18 protein-coding genes are annotated in these 19681 nt (G+C 38.6%); 1 reads left to right on the plus strand and 17 read right to left on the minus strand.

Annotation, left to right across the window (positions count from 1 at the left end):
* The 13 genes from ACFX4N_RS22875 to ACFX4N_RS22935 form a co-directional block, all read right to left on the minus strand.
* Window positions 1–561 carry a manganese efflux pump MntP gene (locus ACFX4N_RS22875; RefSeq protein ID WP_013059815.1) on the minus strand — a complete coding sequence of 187 codons (561 nt, stop codon included), beginning with the start codon at window positions 559–561 and terminating at the stop codon, window positions 1–3.
* A 67-nt stretch (window positions 562–628) separates the two neighbouring features.
* Window positions 629–1669 carry an L-threonylcarbamoyladenylate synthase gene (locus tag ACFX4N_RS22880; protein WP_013059816.1) on the minus strand — a complete coding sequence of 347 codons (1041 nt, stop codon included), beginning with the start codon at window positions 1667–1669 and terminating at the stop codon, window positions 629–631.
* A gap of 192 nt (window positions 1670–1861) precedes the next feature.
* Window positions 1862–2308 (minus strand): GNAT family N-acetyltransferase, encoded by a 447-nt coding sequence (locus tag ACFX4N_RS22885; protein ID WP_013059817.1) that lies wholly within the window; start codon window positions 2306–2308, stop codon window positions 1862–1864.
* 85 nt (window positions 2309–2393) lie between these two features.
* A complete protein-coding gene (gene spoIIR / locus ACFX4N_RS22890; RefSeq protein WP_274588756.1) occupies window positions 2394–3284 on the minus strand; it encodes a stage II sporulation protein R in 891 nt (296 codons plus the stop codon).
* Between the two features lie 120 nt (window positions 3285–3404).
* Window positions 3405–4256 (minus strand): peptide chain release factor N(5)-glutamine methyltransferase, encoded by an 852-nt coding sequence (gene prmC, locus ACFX4N_RS22895; protein ID WP_013059819.1) that lies wholly within the window; start codon window positions 4254–4256, stop codon window positions 3405–3407.
* Window positions 4256–5323 carry a peptide chain release factor 1 gene (gene prfA / locus ACFX4N_RS22900; protein ID WP_013059820.1) on the minus strand — a complete coding sequence of 356 codons (1068 nt, stop codon included), beginning with the start codon at window positions 5321–5323 and terminating at the stop codon, window positions 4256–4258. The genes prmC and prfA overlap by 1 nt, the downstream gene beginning before the upstream one ends.
* Window positions 5324–5461: 138 nt before the next feature.
* Window positions 5462–6076 carry a thymidine kinase gene (locus tag ACFX4N_RS22905; RefSeq protein ID WP_153252841.1) on the minus strand — a complete coding sequence of 205 codons (615 nt, stop codon included), beginning with the start codon at window positions 6074–6076 and terminating at the stop codon, window positions 5462–5464.
* Between the two features lie 204 nt (window positions 6077–6280).
* Window positions 6281–6481, minus strand: coding sequence for a 50S ribosomal protein L31 (gene rpmE / locus ACFX4N_RS22910; RefSeq protein WP_013085477.1), 201 nt, complete (start codon window positions 6479–6481; stop codon window positions 6281–6283).
* A gap of 154 nt (window positions 6482–6635) precedes the next feature.
* Entirely contained in the window at window positions 6636–7910 is a 1275-nt protein-coding gene (gene rho, locus ACFX4N_RS22915; protein WP_013059823.1) for a transcription termination factor Rho, read from the minus strand.
* 526 nt (window positions 7911–8436) lie between these two features.
* Window positions 8437–9723 carry a UDP-N-acetylglucosamine 1-carboxyvinyltransferase gene (locus ACFX4N_RS22920; RefSeq protein WP_013059824.1) on the minus strand — a complete coding sequence of 429 codons (1287 nt, stop codon included), beginning with the start codon at window positions 9721–9723 and terminating at the stop codon, window positions 8437–8439.
* A 207-nt stretch (window positions 9724–9930) separates the two neighbouring features.
* On the minus strand, window positions 9931–10575 hold the full coding sequence (gene fsa, locus ACFX4N_RS22925; RefSeq protein ID WP_057275280.1) for a fructose-6-phosphate aldolase: 645 nt from the start codon (window positions 10573–10575) through the stop codon (window positions 9931–9933).
* A gap of 137 nt (window positions 10576–10712) precedes the next feature.
* A complete protein-coding gene (locus tag ACFX4N_RS22930; protein WP_013059826.1) occupies window positions 10713–11570 on the minus strand; it encodes a class II fructose-bisphosphate aldolase in 858 nt (285 codons plus the stop codon).
* A 224-nt stretch (window positions 11571–11794) separates the two neighbouring features.
* Window positions 11795–12169: a response regulator gene (locus tag ACFX4N_RS22935; protein ID WP_087944205.1), complete on the minus strand. Its 375-nt coding sequence runs from the start codon at window positions 12167–12169 to the stop codon at window positions 11795–11797.
* A gap of 237 nt (window positions 12170–12406) precedes the next feature.
* Between ACFX4N_RS22935 and ACFX4N_RS22940 the strand changes: the two genes are divergently transcribed.
* Window positions 12407–12937 carry a DUF2529 family protein gene (locus ACFX4N_RS22940; RefSeq protein ID WP_057275279.1) on the plus strand — a complete coding sequence of 177 codons (531 nt, stop codon included), beginning with the start codon at window positions 12407–12409 and terminating at the stop codon, window positions 12935–12937.
* Between the two features lie 39 nt (window positions 12938–12976).
* Here ACFX4N_RS22940 and ACFX4N_RS22945 read toward each other — a convergent pair whose 3' ends face one another.
* The 4 genes from ACFX4N_RS22945 to ACFX4N_RS22960 form a co-directional block, all read right to left on the minus strand.
* A complete protein-coding gene (locus ACFX4N_RS22945; protein WP_013059829.1) occupies window positions 12977–14584 on the minus strand; it encodes a CTP synthase in 1608 nt (535 codons plus the stop codon).
* A gap of 320 nt (window positions 14585–14904) precedes the next feature.
* Window positions 14905–15441 carry a DNA-directed RNA polymerase subunit delta gene (gene rpoE, locus ACFX4N_RS22950; RefSeq protein WP_013059830.1) on the minus strand — a complete coding sequence of 179 codons (537 nt, stop codon included), beginning with the start codon at window positions 15439–15441 and terminating at the stop codon, window positions 14905–14907.
* Between the two features lie 350 nt (window positions 15442–15791).
* Window positions 15792–19034: a fused isobutyryl-CoA mutase/GTPase IcmF gene (icmF, locus tag ACFX4N_RS22955; RefSeq protein ID WP_192100752.1), complete on the minus strand. Its 3243-nt coding sequence runs from the start codon at window positions 19032–19034 to the stop codon at window positions 15792–15794.
* A complete protein-coding gene (locus tag ACFX4N_RS22960) occupies window positions 19031–19675 on the minus strand; it encodes a TetR/AcrR family transcriptional regulator (protein WP_013059832.1) in 645 nt (214 codons plus the stop codon). Before ACFX4N_RS22960 ends, icmF begins: the two co-directional genes overlap by 4 nt.
* Window positions 19676–19681 lie beyond the last annotated feature (6 nt).

Raw genomic sequence — 19681 nt, forward strand, 5'->3', positions numbered from 1 at the left:
TTAAAAAGGTAGTAACAATTTGATTCCAAAAGCTAATAAAATGCTTCCGCCCAGTGCCTCACTATATGAACCAAGCCAGCCTTGCACTCTTCTGCCTAGCAGCAGTCCTAACCAAGTTAATAGCATACTCACTACGCCAAAAACAATAATGGTCAAAAACGTTCTTGCTCCAAAAATACCTAAGCTAAGTCCAACAGAAAAACTATCGAGACTCACGCTGAGCGCAAAAAATAACAGTCCAAAGCCAACTGGTTTGATAAACGGCGTATCGTCATGCTTAAAGGAGGAATAAATCATCTGCGCCCCAAGAATCAGCAATAAAATTCCACCGCCATAGGTAGCAAACATTCCAAGTTTATCAGACAAAAGTCGTCCAATAAACATGCCTAACAGCGGCATCCAAATATGAAATACACCGATAACAACACCAATGTAGAAAATTTGGCGAAAGCGTAAACGAATTAATCCCATTCCCAAACCAACTGAGAAAGCATCCATTCCTAAGGCAAACGCCATAATGACTAACGTGATCATTTCACTAATTAACTGAGATACATTCATCTTTACCCTCCTCGGACGTGCTCCTATTTCAAAATATGCACATTCGAAAAGGTTTAGAAGATGAATTTTATTGCTTAATCACGTGATGTCCTGCAGCTTTCATTAATCGGTTCATAACGGCATGACCGACTCCTTCTTCAGAAAAACTTTCACTAACGATAATATCTACGTCACACTCATTAAATGAACGAAGCGACTCGTATAAATGGCTAGCAACCGTCTCTAAATTTGAACGAGATCCACATGTGATAACCGCATCCGCTTTATACGCATCTTCATGTTCAGATGTCGTTAATACCCCCACTCGCTTACCCTGATCTTTATAGCCATCAATAATAGACTGGAAAAAATCTGAACTGCCGTCAACGATGACAAGCGGTGCATCAGGTGCGTAATGCGTGTATTTCATACCTGGAGATTTTGGCGCTTCTTTATCACTTAGTAACGCTCGATCTACTTTTACGGGACCAATGACATTTTCCAACTCTTTCTGAGTAATACCGCCCGGCCGTAAAATGATAGGAATCTCTTCTGTACAATCAAGGACAGTTGACTCTACTCCTACCCCTGTTGCTCCTCCATCTACAACTCCGCTAATACGCCCTTCTAAATCATTCATCACATGATGAGCTAGAGTGGGACTTGGCTTGCCGGAAAGGTTTGCACTAGGAGCTGCGATAGGCAAAGCCACTTTTTTTAATAATGCGAGGGCTACTGGATGTGAGGGCATTCTCACTGCGATGCTGTTTAAACCAGCCGTAACCTTATCTGAAACTCGATCTTTTTTGGGTAATATTACTGTAAGAGGACCCGGCCAAAAAGCATCGATCACTTTCTCTGCTTTTGAAGGAATCGACTCTACAAATGTATGAAGCTGCTCTTTATCTCCAATATGAACAATAAGAGGGTTATCACTAGGACGTCCTTTCGCTGCAAAAATTTTATCCACAGCTTTATCCGATGTTGCGTCTCCTCCTAATCCATACACCGTCTCTGTAGGAAAAGCAACCACTTCGTGATTGCGCAGCAAATCTGCTGCTTCTTCTATCTGTGGATAAATATCTTTTTCGTTCGTAAAATTATCCACAACCCATAACTTAGTTTCCATCTTCTTCAACTCCTTTTTCTTTCTATATCTAGGTTTTTTTTACTTTAAAAGTACAATATGTATCAAAGATAGTAAAATACATGCATTCATTATATCAACAAACAAGCTTTATCCACAAAATGTGGATAAAGCTTATGTTTTTGTGAATAACATTGTGGATACCCTATTAAAATGATTTATCCACATTTTCTTTTAACTAGCTGCATAAAACATCACATAGACATCCTGAGGGTTTGGTAACTTTTTTAAATAAGAATGTTCTTTTAACAACTCAGGAAGTGCACTGTAAGATGTTTGCTGAAAATTCATCATTTGAAAAAAATGTAGAGAAGATGCCTTATTTGTTAGTAAATATAGTTGCTTCACGCCATGCTTTTGAGCCAGCTGGACGATGCTTTTAAATAGCAGCAGAATATCAGATTGCATTAAAGAAGGAGACACCACAAGGGAGCGGAGAATTCCATCCACACCTTCTTTTTCAAACCCAACTGTTGCTAGCAGCTCGCCTTCTTCATTTTCCATTATGACAAATTGATGAATATGCTCTTCCACACCTGCTGTGCTGATGCCCGCTTTTTGTAAAAACTGCTGAATTCGAATATAATCATTTTCACTGGCAATTTTTAATTGTTCTCTCATTTTAATCACCTCAACTTGTTTTCTAGTAACAAATCTATGAGATGATTAAAAAAAGTAGAACTGAATTTTATTTTTAATGATTCTATTAATTAAATACTGACGATACCCATTCCACTACAAAAAACTTAACTTCTACAGAATCTTCTTTTGATTTAGAATCAGCTTTTTTCTTAGATGAAACAGACTTTTCAGCTTCTTTACTTTCCTTTTTTTCAGCCTTAGCACTTGTGTCTTCCTTTACTGTACTTGTATCTTTTGCAATTGCTTCTTTAGAAGATACTGTTGGTTGAGAAGATTCCTCAGCTTTCTGCTCAATAGAATCCGATGTAATAGTTGCAGATTGAATTTCTGTTTTCACTGCAGGCTCTTTACTTTCAGCCGATTTGTCATCTGTTTTGTCTGCAGATTTTGATTCAGAAGCTGCTGGTTTCTCTTTTTCTTCCTTTGGCTCTTCTTCAGATGGCTCCGGCGCTTTTACCGCTTCACCGTTTGAGAAATCTAAGAAGCATAAAGGAGGAAATAGTACACACCACCAGTTTGCTCCCTCTCCTTTGCCAAGAGTAATAAGCACGGCTTCATACTCACCTGCTGGATATAAAAACTGACCGTACAACTTAGTAGGAAACTCTACTTTTCCGAATTTAACATGAACAGATTCATTTACGCCCTCTTCTTTTAGCACTTCTTTCGCAATTGTTTCAAGCGCCGGCAAATTTTCTTTAATTGTTTTTCGAGCTACAGTTACAGATGTTAAATCTTTTACCCATTCTGTGATTTGTTCGTTCACGCGGTCACGAATCAGACGTTTTACGTACTGGTCTTTTTCACCGTCGCTGTTTGCTAAAATGCGCAGTCGAATTGCCTCGTCTGGAATGACTGCAGGCTGATTTGCCTGCACTTGGTTATGTGTATATATAAGTTGAGCATTTGCTCCAATAATTAATAAAATAAAATAAATGATAGCATATTTCTTCATTTCGGCCACCGCCCTTTCATAGGAACAGTATGGCCGAAAGCAAGATATCTTAAACTAGTAATTTAGTAAAAAAATGCATGATTTTCAAAAATCAAAGGGAAAATTATTCCCTCTGATTTTTTAGTTCTCGCGAAGTTGTGCAAAAACCATTCGATCTTTTCCATTAATATCATATACACATTCTACAAAAGCTGTCGGAAACGTTTTTTGCAGCATCTCAGCTACATCTTTTGTCTGTCCGGCCCCAACTTCAAATCCAATAATACTATTTGACTTCGTCACATATGGCAACTCTTCCATGAAACGTCGATAAAAATCCAGGCCATCTTTTCCACCAAAAAGAGCTCGGTTTGGCTCATGATCTTTTACCACTGTGGACAACTCATCATCTGCTGGAATATAAGGCGGATTAGACACAATTACATCAAATTTCTGATTCGATAATAGAAATGGTTGTAATAGATCTCCCTGTATAAACGTGACAGCAGCGTCCAAGTTTTGAGCATTTTCTTTGGCTACGCTTAAAGATTCTATAGCTATATCTGTTGCTGTAACTTCCACTCTGTCAAGCTCCAAAGCTAAAGTGATAGCAATTGCCCCACTTCCCGTTCCAATATCTACAAGCTCAATAGGCTGGTGTTGAAATTCTTTTTTTATTCGAGAAATCATTCCGTATACCAGCTCTTCCGTTTCGGGTCTTGGAATTAATACATGTTCGTTTACAATAAATGAACGCCCGTAAAATTCTTCTGTCCCGATTAGATATTGTACAGGCATACCTGCTTTATGAGCATGAACATCTTGTTCAAATCTTTTTAGGATTTCTTCTTCTAGTTCTTCCTGCAGAGAACCTAGCAAATGAGTTCTCGTCATCTGCAAGTGATGGCGAAGCAAGAGTTCTCCCGCGTTTTCATCTCGCTTTGCCTCTTTCAAAAAAGAAGAAGCCCACTTAAGGGCTTCAAATACTTTCATTAGTTCGAATCTTCCATTCTGCGCGCTTGGTCTTCCATGACTAATGCATCGATAATTTCATCAAGCTTGCCTTCTAAGATTTGATCTAGCTTTTGAATCGTCAGACCAATACGGTGGTCCGTTACGCGATTTTGCGGGAAGTTATACGTACGGATACGCTCGGAGCGATCTCCTGATCCAACTGCTTGTTTGCGCGTTGCATCGTACTCTGCTTGTGCTTCTCGCTGGAACTTATCGTACACGCGAGCACGCAATACTTTCATTGCTTTTTCTTTATTTTTAATCTGAGACTTTTCATCTTGACATGATACCACTGTATTTGTTGGTAAATGCGTTAAACGAACGGCTGACATCGTCGTATTAACACTTTGGCCACCAGGTCCACTTGAAGCAAATGTATCTACACGGATGTCTTTTTCATGAATGTCCACTTCGACTTCTTCCGCTTCAGGAAGACATGCTACCGTTGCTGTAGATGTATGAATACGACCGCCTGATTCTGTTTCAGGAACTCGTTGAACACGGTGTGCACCGTTTTCAAATTTCATCTTTGAGTACGCACCTTTACCGTTAATCATAAAGATAATTTCTTTATAACCGCCTACTCCAGTAGTCGTTGCTTCCATTACTTCTGTTTTCCAGCCTTGTGATTCAGCAAAGCGCGAATACATGCGGTACAAATTAGCTGCGAATAATGCTGCTTCATCTCCACCAGCCGCTCCACGAACCTCCATGATTACGTTTTTATCATCGTTTGGATCTTTCGGAATTAATAAAATACGTAGCTTTTCAACTAGCTCTTCTTGCTGCGTTTCTAACTCGGCAATTTCTTCTTTTACCATGTCACGCATATCTGCATCAAGCTTATCTTCAAGCATCGTTTTCGCTTCTGATAACTGCTCTTTTACATCTTTGTATTCCTGATAAGCGGCTACCGTTTGTTGTATATCTGATTGTTCCTTCGAATATTCTCTCAACTTAGAGGGGTTGTTTACGATCTCAGGGTCACTCAGAAGTTCGTTTAACTTCTCATAGCGCGCCTCTACCGCTTCTAAACGATCAAACACGTCATTCACCTCATTCTTTATCCATAACATTGTAATTATAGTATAGCTTTAAAATAGAGTCAAAACCTTGTTAATACACGTATATGAACAAAAAAACAGAACTGCGCGTTCTGTTTTTATCATCATAAAATTCTTGCTTTATTTTTCGACCATTTCGCTTGAGTCCACAGACACAGCTTGTCCTTTAGACTTTTGCACAACGTGGCAATGACGACATCTTGGTTCGTACGATTCCGACGCACCGACTAAAATAATAGGGTCGTCATAAGAAGCAGGCTCACCGTTAATCAAACGCTGCGTACGGCTCGCAGGAGAGCCACATGAAGCGCACACGGCCTGTAGCTTTGTTACCGACTCTGCAATAGCCATTAACTGCGGCATTTGTCCAAAAGGTTCACCTTTGAAGTCTTGATCTAACCCCGCTACAATCACACGAAAGCCTTGATCTGCTAAAGATTGAACAATTTCTAAAATATCTGTGTCAAAAAACTGTACTTCGTCTATCGCTACTACGTCTGTCTCTTCATTTACTCGCTTTAAAATATCGCGCGATGCCGAGATTGAATAAGCCATAACAGATGTACCATTATGTGAAACGACAGCTTCTTCGCTATATCGATTATCAATTGCAGGCTTGAATACTTGTGCTTTTTGTTTAGCAAACTGCGTACGGCGCACACGTCGAATCAACTCTTCTGATTTCCCTGAAAACATACTGCCACAAATTACTTCTATCCAACCGCTTTGTTTCATTACGTACACCACTGCGGGACTCTCCCTTCTTCTCGTTCCGTTTCTGAGCGAACCGCTACTAACTTAATCTACGTCTTCTATGTAGATCTTATTCTTATGATAAAGTACCCACTTTTTTATCAAGCAGACACTGTTTTTCTACTTTTATAAGCAAAAAAACAGGCAAGAAGTTAAGCTACTTGCCTGTTTGTTTCGACAATGTGATTATTTAAGACCGTATTTTTTGTTGAAGCGATCAACACGGCCACCAGCTTCAGCGAATTTTTGACGACCAGTGTAGAATGGGTGACATTCAGAACAAGTCTCAACGCGGATCTCTTCTTTTACAGAACCACTTTCAAATTCGTTTCCGCAAGTACATTTAACCATAACTGTTTTATAGTTTGGATGAATTCCTGTTTTCATTCGTTTCATCTCCTTCCGCCCTGAATCATTCTGAAACAGAGTTTATTGATAAAGATAGTGATGAAATAATAACTATTTCACTGTGTACTTTATCAACACACATGATGAAATTATAACAAGGGTTGTATGCTTTTGCAACCACATGTTTTATAACTTATCGTTTATTTGCTAGAAGCGTTTTTTTCTCTTCCGTTAACATCGAGAAGAACTCTTCATTTGTCTTTGTTTGACGTAAACGTTTTAAGAATTTTTCTGCAAAATCAGGAGCATCTGCCATTGATTTACGAATTGCCCATAAGTGGTCTAAATGCTCTTTTGGAATTAACAGCTCTTCTTTACGTGTGCCTGAGCGACGAATATCAATCGCAGGGAAGATACGTTTTTCAGCTAGTGAACGATCTAGATGCAGTTCCATGTTACCTGTACCTTTAAATTCTTCATAAATAACATCATCCATACGAGAGCCTGTATCAATTAAGGCTGTTGCTAGAATGGTTAAGCTGCCTCCATCTTCAATGTTACGAGCAGCTCCAAAGAATCGTTTTGGACGGTGAAAAGCAGCTGGGTCAATACCTCCTGATAGTGTACGACCGCTCGGTGGAATAACTAAGTTATAAGCACGAGCAAGTCTTGTGATGCTATCCATCAAAATGACAACATCTTTTTTGTGTTCGACTAATCTCATCGCACGTTCAAGGACAAGTTCCGCTACTTTAATGTGGTTTTCTGGCACTTCGTCAAATGTAGAACTGACAACATCACCGTCAACCGAACGCTCAATGTCCGTCACTTCCTCAGGACGCTCATCGATAAGAAGGACAATCAATTCTGCATCAGGATGATTTGTTGTAATGCTATTAGCAATTTCTTTTAACAGCATCGTTTTACCTGCTTTTGGCGGCGCGACAATTAGTCCCCTTTGCCCAAATCCAATTGGTGAAATCAAGTCAATAATACGCGTAGAGAAACTTCTTGGCTGAGTTTCTAGCAGCATTTGCTCATTTGGATAAATTGGCGTTAGCGCTGGAAAATGCACGCGATCTTTTGACGTTTCCGGATCTTCTCCGTTTACTGCTTCTACATGTAATAATCCGTAGTAGCGCTCATTTTCTTTTGGAGGACGAACTTTCCCCGATACCTTGTCTCCATTACGCAGATCGAAGCGACGAATTTGTGAAGCTGAGATATAAATATCTTCTGAACTCGGTGAATAGTTAATTGGTCGTAAGAAACCGAATCCTTCTGACTGAATAATTTCAAGAACGCCTTCCATAAATAAAAGCCCATCTTGTTCAGCTTGAGCCTTTAAAATAGCAAAGACAAGTTCTTTTTTCGTTAATTTACTATAGTACGAAACTTTATACTCACGAGCATGTTCATATAGCTCTTTTAATTTCATATTTTCTAAACTGGATAATGTTAAGTTCATTAGGACACCACGCTTTATAATGAATAATTTTTAACCGTTCCTCCCATATTAAATTCAAATATAAAATTGAGAGATGATATGGATGGAATAAATCTGTGAAAATGGAGAATATAACCTTTGAAGTATAATAAGTAGAATCAATTGATTAACTATACACTTTTAGAAGAATAATTCCGACATAAAACCATTTATATTATCTTGATAAATTTAACGTAGCAATTTATATTCTAACCTTTTTCTATCTTTTTAATCAATCTTTTTTTACTTTAGAAGATGAATAAAAAAAAGGAAATTTAATAGCTTACGAGAAGCGAGGAAAACCTTTTCATAATTTCACATTAAAGGAAATAAACTGGACGTTAAAATTAAGAAGTGAAATTTATCTTTTAGCTTCCCTTTTTATCTATTTACCCTATTCATAAATATATAAGCTACACAGACATAGAAGAACGCTCCTACGCCTGTGTAGCTTATTAAAAAGCTCATTTCTAAACTTTGCTTTCATGACTGTGGCACCGATTTGCCTCTATGAATTTTGAAATTGCTCAATTTCCTCTTGAGTCATCTCTTCACGCCAAATCATTGCCCCTAAATCCGATAGCTTGTCTACTAAATGACTGTAACCTCGGTCAATGTGCTCTAAACCCGTTACCTCTGTAATCCCTTTGGCCATTAAGCCAGCGGTTACGAGAGCTGCTCCTGCTCGTAAGTCCGACGCTTTCACACGTGCACCTTGTAAGTGAATGGGGCCATTAATAATAGCAGAACGTCCTTCTACCTTAACAGATGCATTCATTCGTCTCAGTTCATCAATATGCTTAAACCTTGCACCGTAAATTGTATCCGTCACAACGCTTGTACCAGACGCTCTTGTTAGAAGCGTCGTAAATGGCTGCTGTAAATCAGTTGGAAAACCTGGATATACTAGCGTCTTAATATCTACGGGCTTCAATAGCTGACGAGTCGCTACAAGAATCTGATCTGAGCTTGTTTCGATATGAATACCCATCTCACGCATTTTAGCCGTTAATGACTCCAAATGCTGAGGGATAACGTTGTCAACAACAACTTCTTTTCCCATACTCGCTCCCATGATCATATATGTGCCTGCTTCAATTCGGTCTGGAATGATGGAATGACGGCATCCTTTTAATTGATCTACTCCATCAATTCGAATAACATCTGTACCTGCACCTTTAATACGGGCACCCATACTTGTCAGTAACGTAGCTACATCAATAATTTCAGGCTCTTTGGCAGCATTCTCAATAACGGTACGCCCTTTTGCTCTTACAGCAGCGAGCATAATATTGATTGTTGCTCCCACGCTAACAACGTCTAAATAAATTCGAGCACCAATCAGTTCCTCAGCTCGAATGTAAATAGCTCCTTGTTCATTTGTTACTTTAGCGCCAAGAGCTTCAAAGCCTTTAATGTGCTGATCGATTGGTCTAGGACCAAGGTAACAGCCTCCTGGAAGCCCAACTACCGCTTTTTTAAAGCGTCCCAACATCGCCCCCATTAAATAATAAGAAGCGCGTAATTTTTTTACTTTCCCGTTCGGTAAAGGCATTGCAACCATTCCGGATGGATCTACTGTTAATTCGTCGTTATCAATGGTTACTTTCCCACCAATTTCTTCAACTAAATCCCCTAATAACTGCACGTCTGAAATATCGGGCAGACCTTCAATTGTAACAGGTGACTCGGCTAAAATTGTTGCTGGAATAAGCGCAACGGCACTATTTTTAGCACCACTGACGCGGACGGATCCACTTAAGGTAAAGCCACCTTGTATTTTTAACTTTTCCATTTATAGCTCCCTTCTAGTGAAAGAAAGTTTCTCACCTAGTAATTGAGGAAAATTTTGGTACAAAGAATACCTAAAAGAATGGTTATTTTTCCTATTACCTACTAGTGTACACGAAAATGAAAAAATCATGTATAGTTTCGACAAGATAAAAGAAAAATATGGCATTCACCTGTCAGGATGGTAAATGCCACACAAATTTATACATGTTTAGACATTTCGTTTTTCCCAATCTGCCAAAAATTGGTCAATCCCTGCGTTTGTTAACGGATGTTTGAACAATTGCATTAAAACTTTGTAAGGAATTGTCGCAATGTGTGCTCCATTTTTTGCAGCTTCTGTTACGTGCATCGGATGACGAATAGATGCTGCAATAATTTCTGATGGAATGTCATGAATCGCAAAAATATCTGCGATATCTGAGATTAAATCGAGACCATTAAAACCAATATCGTCTAATCTTCCTAAGAAAGGCGATACGTAAGTAGCACCTGCTCTTGCTGCCATTAATGCTTGGTTAGCTGAGAAAATAAGCGTAACGTTTGTCTTAATACCTAAACTAGTAAATTCTTTTACTGCTTTTAAGCCATCTGGAGTCATCGGTACCTTGATTGTAATATTCGGCGCAATCGCAGCAAGCTCTTTTCCTTCGCGAATCATGCCTTCTGAATCAAGCGCAATCACTTCTGCACTTACAGATCCTTCAACGAACTCTGTAATTTCACGAAGACGATCTTCAAACGTGATGTTCTCTTTAGCTACTAAACTAGGATTTGTTGTAACCCCCGCTAACAAACCTAATGAATGCGCTTCCTTAATTTCGTCTAAATTAGCCGTATCAATAAAAAACTTCATGAATGCCATCCCCCTGTGTTATGTATTCAGAATGATAAGAAAATTATAGTAAAAATAAAACCGCCTTACAATAAAAATAAGACGGTTTTATTTTTCAGACTCAACTAACTGCAAACAGGCAATCCGAAGATTTCAAATTATGCTTTGTTAGAAGAACCGAATTCACGCATTTTACCTTGAACCGTTTCTTTGATTGCTTCGCGAGCAGGTCCTAAGTATTTACGTGGATCATATTGTTCAGGTTGCGCAGCTAATACTTCACGAACAGCTTTAGCTGAAGCAATTTGGTTTTCAGTGTTTACGTTGATTTTAGCAGTACCTAAAGAAACTGATTTTTGGATATCTTTTGTTGGAATACCAGTTCCACCGTGTAAAACTAATGGTAAGCCTGTACGATCTCCGATTTCTTTCATTTCAGCAAAACCTAGGTTTGGTTCACCTTTGTATGGTCCGTGAACTGATCCTAATGCTGGAGCTAAGCAATCGATACCTGTACGGTTAACAAGTTCTTCACACTCGTTAGCATCTGCATAGATAACGCCCTCAGCAATAACGTCGTCTTCTTGTCCACCAACAGTTCCTAGTTCTGCTTCTACAGATACTCCGTGGAAGTGAGCTAGTTCAACTACTTTAGAAGTAATTGCAATGTTTTCTTCAAATGGGTGGTGAGAAGCATCGATCATTACAGAAGTGAATCCAGCATGGATTGCTTTTGCACATGATTCAAAGCTTGAACCGTGGTCTAAGTGAATTGCAACTGGTACTTGAACGTCGTAATCTTCGATTAGAGCTTCAACCATTGCTACAACAGTTTTGAAACCGCCCATGTAGCGTGCTGCACCTTCAGATACACCAAGAATAACTGGAGAGTTTTCTTCTTTTGCTGCTTGAAGAATAGCTTGAGTAAACTCTAAGTTATTTAAGTTAAATTGACCTACTGCATAGCCTTGTTCTTTTGCTGTAATAAGCATTTCTTTCATTGATACTAAAGGCATATTGAAATCCTCCTTAAAATCAACCTTAGATTAGATGCTAACCAAAAGGCACACTCAAATAGTATGCTCTTGAATTGAGTGTTTCATGTAGAAACAACGCGCATCTTTACATAATAGATTGTCGAATTATGAATACAGTAATTAGGATACCAACTAACAATGAAAACAGCAACATTTTTAGGCTGATATTCAAAATTTGTTAGGATGAAAACCCTACCAAAACCTTAATTCGACTTTACTGGTATATATTCCCTAACAACTTTTCGGATTTCATCAATATCAAACGGTTTTGCAAAGTGTGTTAATGCTCCTAAATCTTTTGCTTCTTGAATCATATCCAATTCACCATAAGCGGTCATAATGATGACTTTAATCGTTTCATCGTGCTGCTTTAACCTTTTTAAAATTTCAATTCCATCCATTCCTGGAATTTTCATATCTAATAAGACAAGATCCGGTGCTTGCTCTTTTGTAATATCAATCGCCTGGAAGCCGTTCGCCGCTTGAAATGTCGTATAGCCTTCTTTTTGCAGCACTTCCGTTAATAAAATACGTATACCATACTGATCATCAACAATTAAAATTTTCTCTGCCAATATAATCCCACCTTTTATATTCCTCTTCTACAGACAAAACTAACATATGTATTTCGCCTTTAAAACAAAAATCCCTGCTTATTAGAGAAATTGTTACAAAACATAGCTTTTTTTGTCATCCATCTAATTTCATTGCACTTTACTTTCATTGTAGCTCATTTCAAGATAGAATACAGATAGCTTTTTTCGTTATAATGTGTAGATAGACGGCTTTAGCCGCTTAAATCGAAGGGAGATTCTATGCTTAAAATTTTCACAACTCAACTTTCAGGTTTTTTTAAACGAATTGAAGAACAAGAAGAATTCCAATTTGAAGATGCCGCGCGTATTTTAGCACAGGCCTCTGTCGGAGAAGGATTTATCTATATTTATGGTGTAGAAGAAATGCACGCCATTACGCTTGAAGCACTAAGCAGTGCGGAACCTTTAAGTCAGGCAAAAGCTTTGCCTTTACATGAATTAGATCAGCTGACTAGCGTTGATCGCGTACTGCTTGTCTCTCGATTTTCAACAGATAATAAAGCAGTGGAAATAGCTGAACGTTTAAAGAAACAGGATATTCCATTTGTTAGCATTGCTGCTGTTCCTAAAGAGATAGCCGAACCTTCTTTAACAGCACTCGCAGATGCTCATATTGATACAAAATTGTTAAAGCCGCTTATTCCTGGAGAAGACGGCTCAAGATTTGGTTTTCCAGCAATGATGGTCGCTTTATACGCGTACTACGGTTTAACTTTCACATTAAAAGAAATCGTAGAAGAATATGAATAAAAAACACGCTGTCTTTAGACAGCGTGTTTTTTATTTCACTTATTTGTTTTGGCTTGACTCCATTGATGCGCGAATAAATTCTCTGAACAATGGTTGCGGTCTTGTTGGACGAGATGTGAACTCTGGGTGGAATTGTGAAGCCAAGAACCATGGGTGATCTTTTAGCTCTACAATTTCAATTAAACGGCCGTCTGGGCTTGTACCAGAGAAGATAAAACCTTTCTCTTCCATTTGTTGACGGTATTCGTTATTAAATTCATAACGGTGACGATGACGCTCATATACCACTTCATCTTGATATGCTTCATATGCAAGCGTATCTTCAGACAATTTACAAGGGTATAGTCCTAAACGCAGTGTACCGCCTAGGTCCTCTACGTCTTTTTGTTCTGGTAATAAGTCGATAATTGGATAATTTGTTTCAGGTGCAATTTCCGCTGAATGTGCGCCTTCTAATCCTAATACATTACGTGCAAACTCAACTGATGCCAACTGCATACCTAAGCAAATACCTAAGAATGGAACCTTTTGCTCACGTGCATATTGTGTTGCTACAATTTTACCTTCAATTCCACGATCACCAAATCCACCTGGAACTAAGATACCGTCTACATCGCCAAGTAAATCTTGAACATTTTCTTTTGTTACAAATTCAGAATTTACCCACTTGATGTTTACATCTGCATCGAATGCATATCCAGCATGTTTCATTGCTTCTACGACAGAAATATAAGCATCTTGAAGCTCTACATACTTACCAACCAATGCAATTTTTGTCGTATTTGAAAGTCCTTTTACTTTCTCAACCAGTGCTTTCCACTCAGTCATTTCTGCTTCTTTGCAATCTAATTTCAAGTGATCGCATGTGATTTGATCTAGGTGCTGCTCTTGTAGAGATAGTGGAATTTCATATAATGTTTCAGCGTCTGCACACTCAATAACCGCTTTTGGATCAATGTCGCAGAATAAAGCTAGCTTGTCTTTCATATCTTCAGAAATTGGCATTTCCGTACGAACAACGATAACATTTGGCTGAATACCTAAGCTACGTAATTCTTTTACACTATGCTGTGTTGGTTTTGTTTTCATTTCACCAGCAGCTTTTAAATATGGCACAAGTGTACAGTGGATATACATAACGTTGTCACGGCCAATATCGCTTTTGATTTGACGAATAGCTTCTAGGAAAGGAAGTGATTCAATATCTCCTACCGTTCCGCCGATTTCAGTAATAACAACGTCCGCATTTGTTTCTTTACCTGCACGGAAAACGCGTTCTTTAATTTCATTTGTGATGTGCGGAATAACCTGAACTGTTCCGCCTAAATAATCACCGCGACGCTCTTTTTTCAATACTGTTGAATATACTTTACCTGTTGTTACGTTGCTGTAGCGATTTAAGTTGATATCGATAAAACGCTCATAGTGACCTAAGTCTAAGTCTGTTTCCGCGCCGTCATCCGTTACGAATACCTCACCGTGTTGGTATGGACTCATTGTTCCTGGGTCTACGTTAATGTATGGATCAAACTTTTGAATCGTTACGTTCAACCCACGGTTTTTTAATAAACGGCCTAAAGAAGCTGCTGTAATCCCTTTTCCTAGAGATGATACAACACCGCCTGTTACGAAAATATACTTTGTCATCTATACTTCCCCCTCTAAATAATTTGAACTGTACAATATTAAAAGTTTTCACATAAACAATCACAATTCATTCATTGTGCATGCGAAATTATAAGAAACCTTATGAATGTGAAACGTTCAAGAACCAAAAGAAAGTTTCTATCAAGGATTTATAAGAACATATCGGGGTGTAAAACATGGATAGATAAAATAAAAAAATTGCTCCCAATACCAAAACTGGATTGGGAGCAATAGTCTATTTTAAATAAAAACTTTTTAAATGCTTGTTTAAAGAGCCCAAAAAAGATTCTACCTACTTCGCTTGAAAAAGTCAAGAAGGATTATTTTTCTTTTTCGTCCTCATAATCTTCTTCTTCGTCTTCCTCATCATCGTCTAGATCATCTTCTAAATCGTCAAAATCGTCTTCTGCAAGATCATCTTCATCTTCTTCTAGCTCGTCAATGTCTTCAAAATCTTCTTCTTCGTCTAGATCATCAACATCTTCATAATCCAAATCTTCTTCTAAATCATCAAAATCTTCAACTTCTTCAACAACAGCTTTTTTTGCTTTTTTCTTTTTAGGTTTTGCAACCGGAATAACTTCTTCTTCAGCTTGGTCAAAAGGATACCATCCACGAAGACCCCAGTGGTTGTCCCCTACTGTTAAAAAGCGACCATCAATATTAATATCTGTATAAAACTGAGCTAATCTCGTTTTTAATTCTTGATCTGACATTTCAGCTGCTGCTTTAATTTCAGCAATAATTTCTTGGAATGACATTGCTTGACGATCTGTTTTTTCTTCTAGAAGCGCATAAGCAATCTCAATCATCGACATTTCTTTTAAATCCGTTTTTGAGTACTGTGCTAAACTCAAATCTGGCACATCCTTTCTATGGCTATGTATATCGAAAATCTATTAAATCAATTCATCATATGTGTAAATGATGGAAACGAATAAATACATACCATTCATTATAAACAAATTCAATACATTTATGCTAGCCTCGTTTCTAAAATTCTCGAGAATTTCGCATAAAACAACGAAAAAATAGACATTTTATCACTATAATACATTCTACTTAATACGCCAACAGCATCCTTTAACCAAAAGGAATTCACCATCAGTTATTCTGACTCCGCTAGGGTTAGGTCTATAAAAGCCGAGATGACCAACAAACGGTCATCTCGGCTTTTAATATATCACTATATACTAACGATACATTATTACATATTTCGGCGATATTGCCCACCGCATTCATATAAAGCTCGCGTAATTTCTCCTAAGCTGGCTACTTTAACGGTCTCCATTAACTCTTTAAAAATGTTCTCTCCTTCTGTTGCAGCTTTCTTTAACCTTTTCAGCGCATCTTCTCTTTTTTCTTCATGCTGCTGTTGAAACTTCTGAAGCTGATTAATTTGATGATTTTTTTCTTCTTTTGATGCGCGGGCTAACTGCATGTCATCAACTGAGGAATTTTCCTCTTCATTTGGATTAATATACGTATTTACTCCTATAATAGGTAAAGCTCCCGTATGTTTTTGCATCTCATATTCCATCGATTCATCTTGAATCTTACCTCGCTGATACTGCATTTCCATCGCACCTAAAACGCCGCCTCGATCATTTAAGCGTTGGAACTCAGCCAAGACCGCTTCTTCTACCAAGTCTGTTAGTTCATCAATAATAAAAGAGCCCTGTAGTGGATTTTCGTTTTTAGTTAATCCATGCTCTTTTGTAATGATTAATTGAATGGCCATCGCTCTTCGTACAGATTCCTCTGTCGGTGTTGTAATTGCTTCATCATACGCATTGGTATGAAGAGAGTTGCAGTTGTCATGAAGAGCCATTAAGGCTTGCAGCGTCGTACGTATATCATTAAAATTAATTTCCTGTGCATGAAGCGATCGGCCGGATGTTTGAATATGATACTTAAGCTTTTGACTGCGTTCATTCGCGCCGTATTTATCACGCATCACAATTGCCCAGATTCTTCTCGCTACACGTCCGATAACCGTGTATTCAGGGTCAAGTCCATTACTAAAGAAAAAAGATAAATTAGGAGCAAAATCATCAATGTGCATGCCTCGGCTCAAGTAATATTCCACGTACGTAAAACCGTTGGCTAATGTAAACGCGAGCTGAGAAATTGGATTGGCTCCTGCTTCAGCAATATGATAGCCTGAAATAGAAACAGAATAATAGTTGCGCACTTTCTCGTCAATAAAGTACTGCTGAATATCTCCCATCATTTTTAATGCAAATTCTGTGGAAAAAATACACGTATTTTGCCCTTGGTCTTCTTTTAAAATATCCGCTTGAACGGTTCCTCTCACTTGTTTCAACGTACCCGATTTTACGTCCTCGTATTCCTCTTCTGTTAAAGGACGCTTCAGCTCCTCTTCCTTCTTTTCCACCTGCTGACTGATAGCTGTATTCATAAACATAGCTAGTAATATTGGAGCCGGCCCATTGATCGTCATCGAAACGGAAGTCGACGGATGGCAAAGATCAAATCCCCTATACAAGAGTTTCATATCATCAAGCGTACAGACATTTACGCCGCTTTCGCCAATTTTCCCGAAGATATCCGGCCTTGGATCCGGATTTTCTCCATAAAGCGTTACAGAATCAAACGCTGTACTTAAACGCTTAGCCTCATCATCTTTTGACAAATAGTGAAAGCGGCGATTTGTTCGTTCTGGTGTTCCTTCGCCTGCGAATTGGCGCTTAGGATCTTCTCCTTTTCGTTTAAACGGAAAAACACCTGCTGTATAAGGAAACGCACCCGGCACATTTTCTTTATAAAGAAAACGAAGAACTTCCCCGTATTCTTCAACTTTTGGAAGGGCCACGCGCGGAATACGCAGTCCTGATAGGGTATCAACTTGCAGAGAGGTTTTAATTTCTTTATTTCTTATGTTTGTAATAAGTTCTTCTTGCCCATACTGACTTTTTAATTTAGGCCAGTTTTCCAGCTTTTCAATCGATTCAGCCGTTAGCTGTTTTTGATATTTCTCCTTTAGCTGAGTGAGCTCTTGCTTGGCCGTTTCTGTTTCCACTTCCTCCAGAGCACCCTCTAGCTGATAAAATTTACGCGCTGTTTGCACTTGAACATCCGTATTGCGGTGATAAGAGCGAACGCTATTTACAATCTCCTGTAAATATTGCTGTTGATCATTAGGAATGATGGTATATTTCTTTTCACTTACGCGCTCTGATGATTTTTCTACGTGCCAAGACGTACGGCATGTTTGATGCAGATGATTTACAAGATCTTCAAATAAAATATTTGTTCCCCCGTCGTTGAACTGACTCGCAATTGTTCCGTAAATTGGCATAGTAGAGAGATTATTTTCAAACAGCTGATGATTGCGCTGATATTGACGCTGCACTTGTTTTTTTGCGTCTTCGGAACCTTTTTTTTCAAATTTATTGATTACAATAAAGTCTGCGTAATCAATCATTTCAATCTTTTCTAACTGCGACGGCGCGCCAAATTCGCTTGTCATTACATAAAGAGAGACGTTTGCAATATCTTTAACTTGAGCATCAGCTTGCCCGATGCCGCTTGTTTCGACAATGATAATGTCGAAACCCGCTTTTTTCACGACGGCAATTCCATCTCGAATGGCCGCCGATAGCTCATGTCCAGATGAACGTGTGGCCAAACTTCTCATATACACACGAGGAGACGCTGCGATGTTCATGCGAATTCGATCCCCAAGAAGCGCTCCTCCGGTTTTTTGTTTAGTTGGATCAACGGATAAGACAGCTACATGAATATCTGGAATATGTTCAATAAACCTCCTTACTAATTCATCCGTAAGCGAACTTTTCCCCGCTCCTCCTGTTCCTGTGATTCCAATAACCGGTATTTTTTGATCCGTCTCGCTTTCGATTACACTTTCTCGGATTTCTTCAAGAGCGGCTGCATGCTCTTTTGCGTATTCATAGGCCTCATTTTCAGCGCATGTAATAAGCTGGGCAATTAAACGGTCATTAGCCGGCGTTAAGGTTCGATCCTTCGGCAGTGCAGGGGGATTGGTGTAATAACAATCATCGATCATAAATTGAATCATGCCTTCTAAACCCATTTTTCGTCCATCTTCCGGAGAAAAGATTTTAGAAATGCCGTAATCATGAAGCTCTTGAATCTCACTCGGAATAATTACCCCTCCTCCTCCGCCATAAATTTTAATATGAGAAGCCTGTTGTTCTTGGAGTAAATCGTACATATACTTAAAATATTCTACGTGGCCGCCTTGATAAGAAGAAATGGCAATCCCCTGAACATCCTCTTGTATGGAAGCGTTAACAATTTCTTCAACAGATCGGTTATGCCCCAGGTGAATGACTTCTACCCCCTTGGCTTGAAGAATTCGTCTCATAATATTAATGGACGCGTCGTGGCCGTCAAACAGGCTAGAAGCGGTTAAAAAACGAAGCGGTCTTTTGCTTGTATTCAAACTGTCTCCCCCTCACACAGTTGTTGAAATGAAAAATTTTTAAGTAAAAAATCTAACTGCATATTTGTATATTCTTCTAATGAATAATGCTTTTGCAGCCACCATCTGCGAAATGCCCACATCTGACCTTGAACAAATAAATGATGAGCAAACAGCGAAATTTCTTTATCCGTAAGTGCAAATTGATTGTTTTCTACGCAGCCTTCGATAATAACCTTAAACATTTCAACCATATCTAGCTCTTTTTTTAATACATATGGAAGCGCATCTTTAGACAACGATTTCGCTTCTTGGTACATGACTAATACTTCATCTTGAAGCTCATCCACAACTTTAAAATAGTGCTGAATCGCTTGTTGAAGCTCAGCGATTGTATAACGATCCACTACCATCTCTTCTAATCGCACTCTCACTTCATCGTAAATATTGTCACATACAAGATATAAAACATCTTCTTTAGATTGAATATATTCGTAAAGCGTACCAATGCTGAACCCAGCGGCTTTGGCAATTTCCCTTGTTGTTGTTCGGTGAAAACCTTTTTCCTTAAATAGCGTGACGGCCCCTTTAATCATTTGATTACGACGCTCTACAATCAGCTTTTCATCTTTAATGGATGTGAGAACTTCTCTCTTTTTCATTTTTTC

Source organism: Priestia sp. YIM B13551 (assembly GCF_042787905.1).
Taxonomy (GTDB): domain Bacteria; phylum Bacillota; class Bacilli; order Bacillales; family Bacillaceae_H; genus Priestia.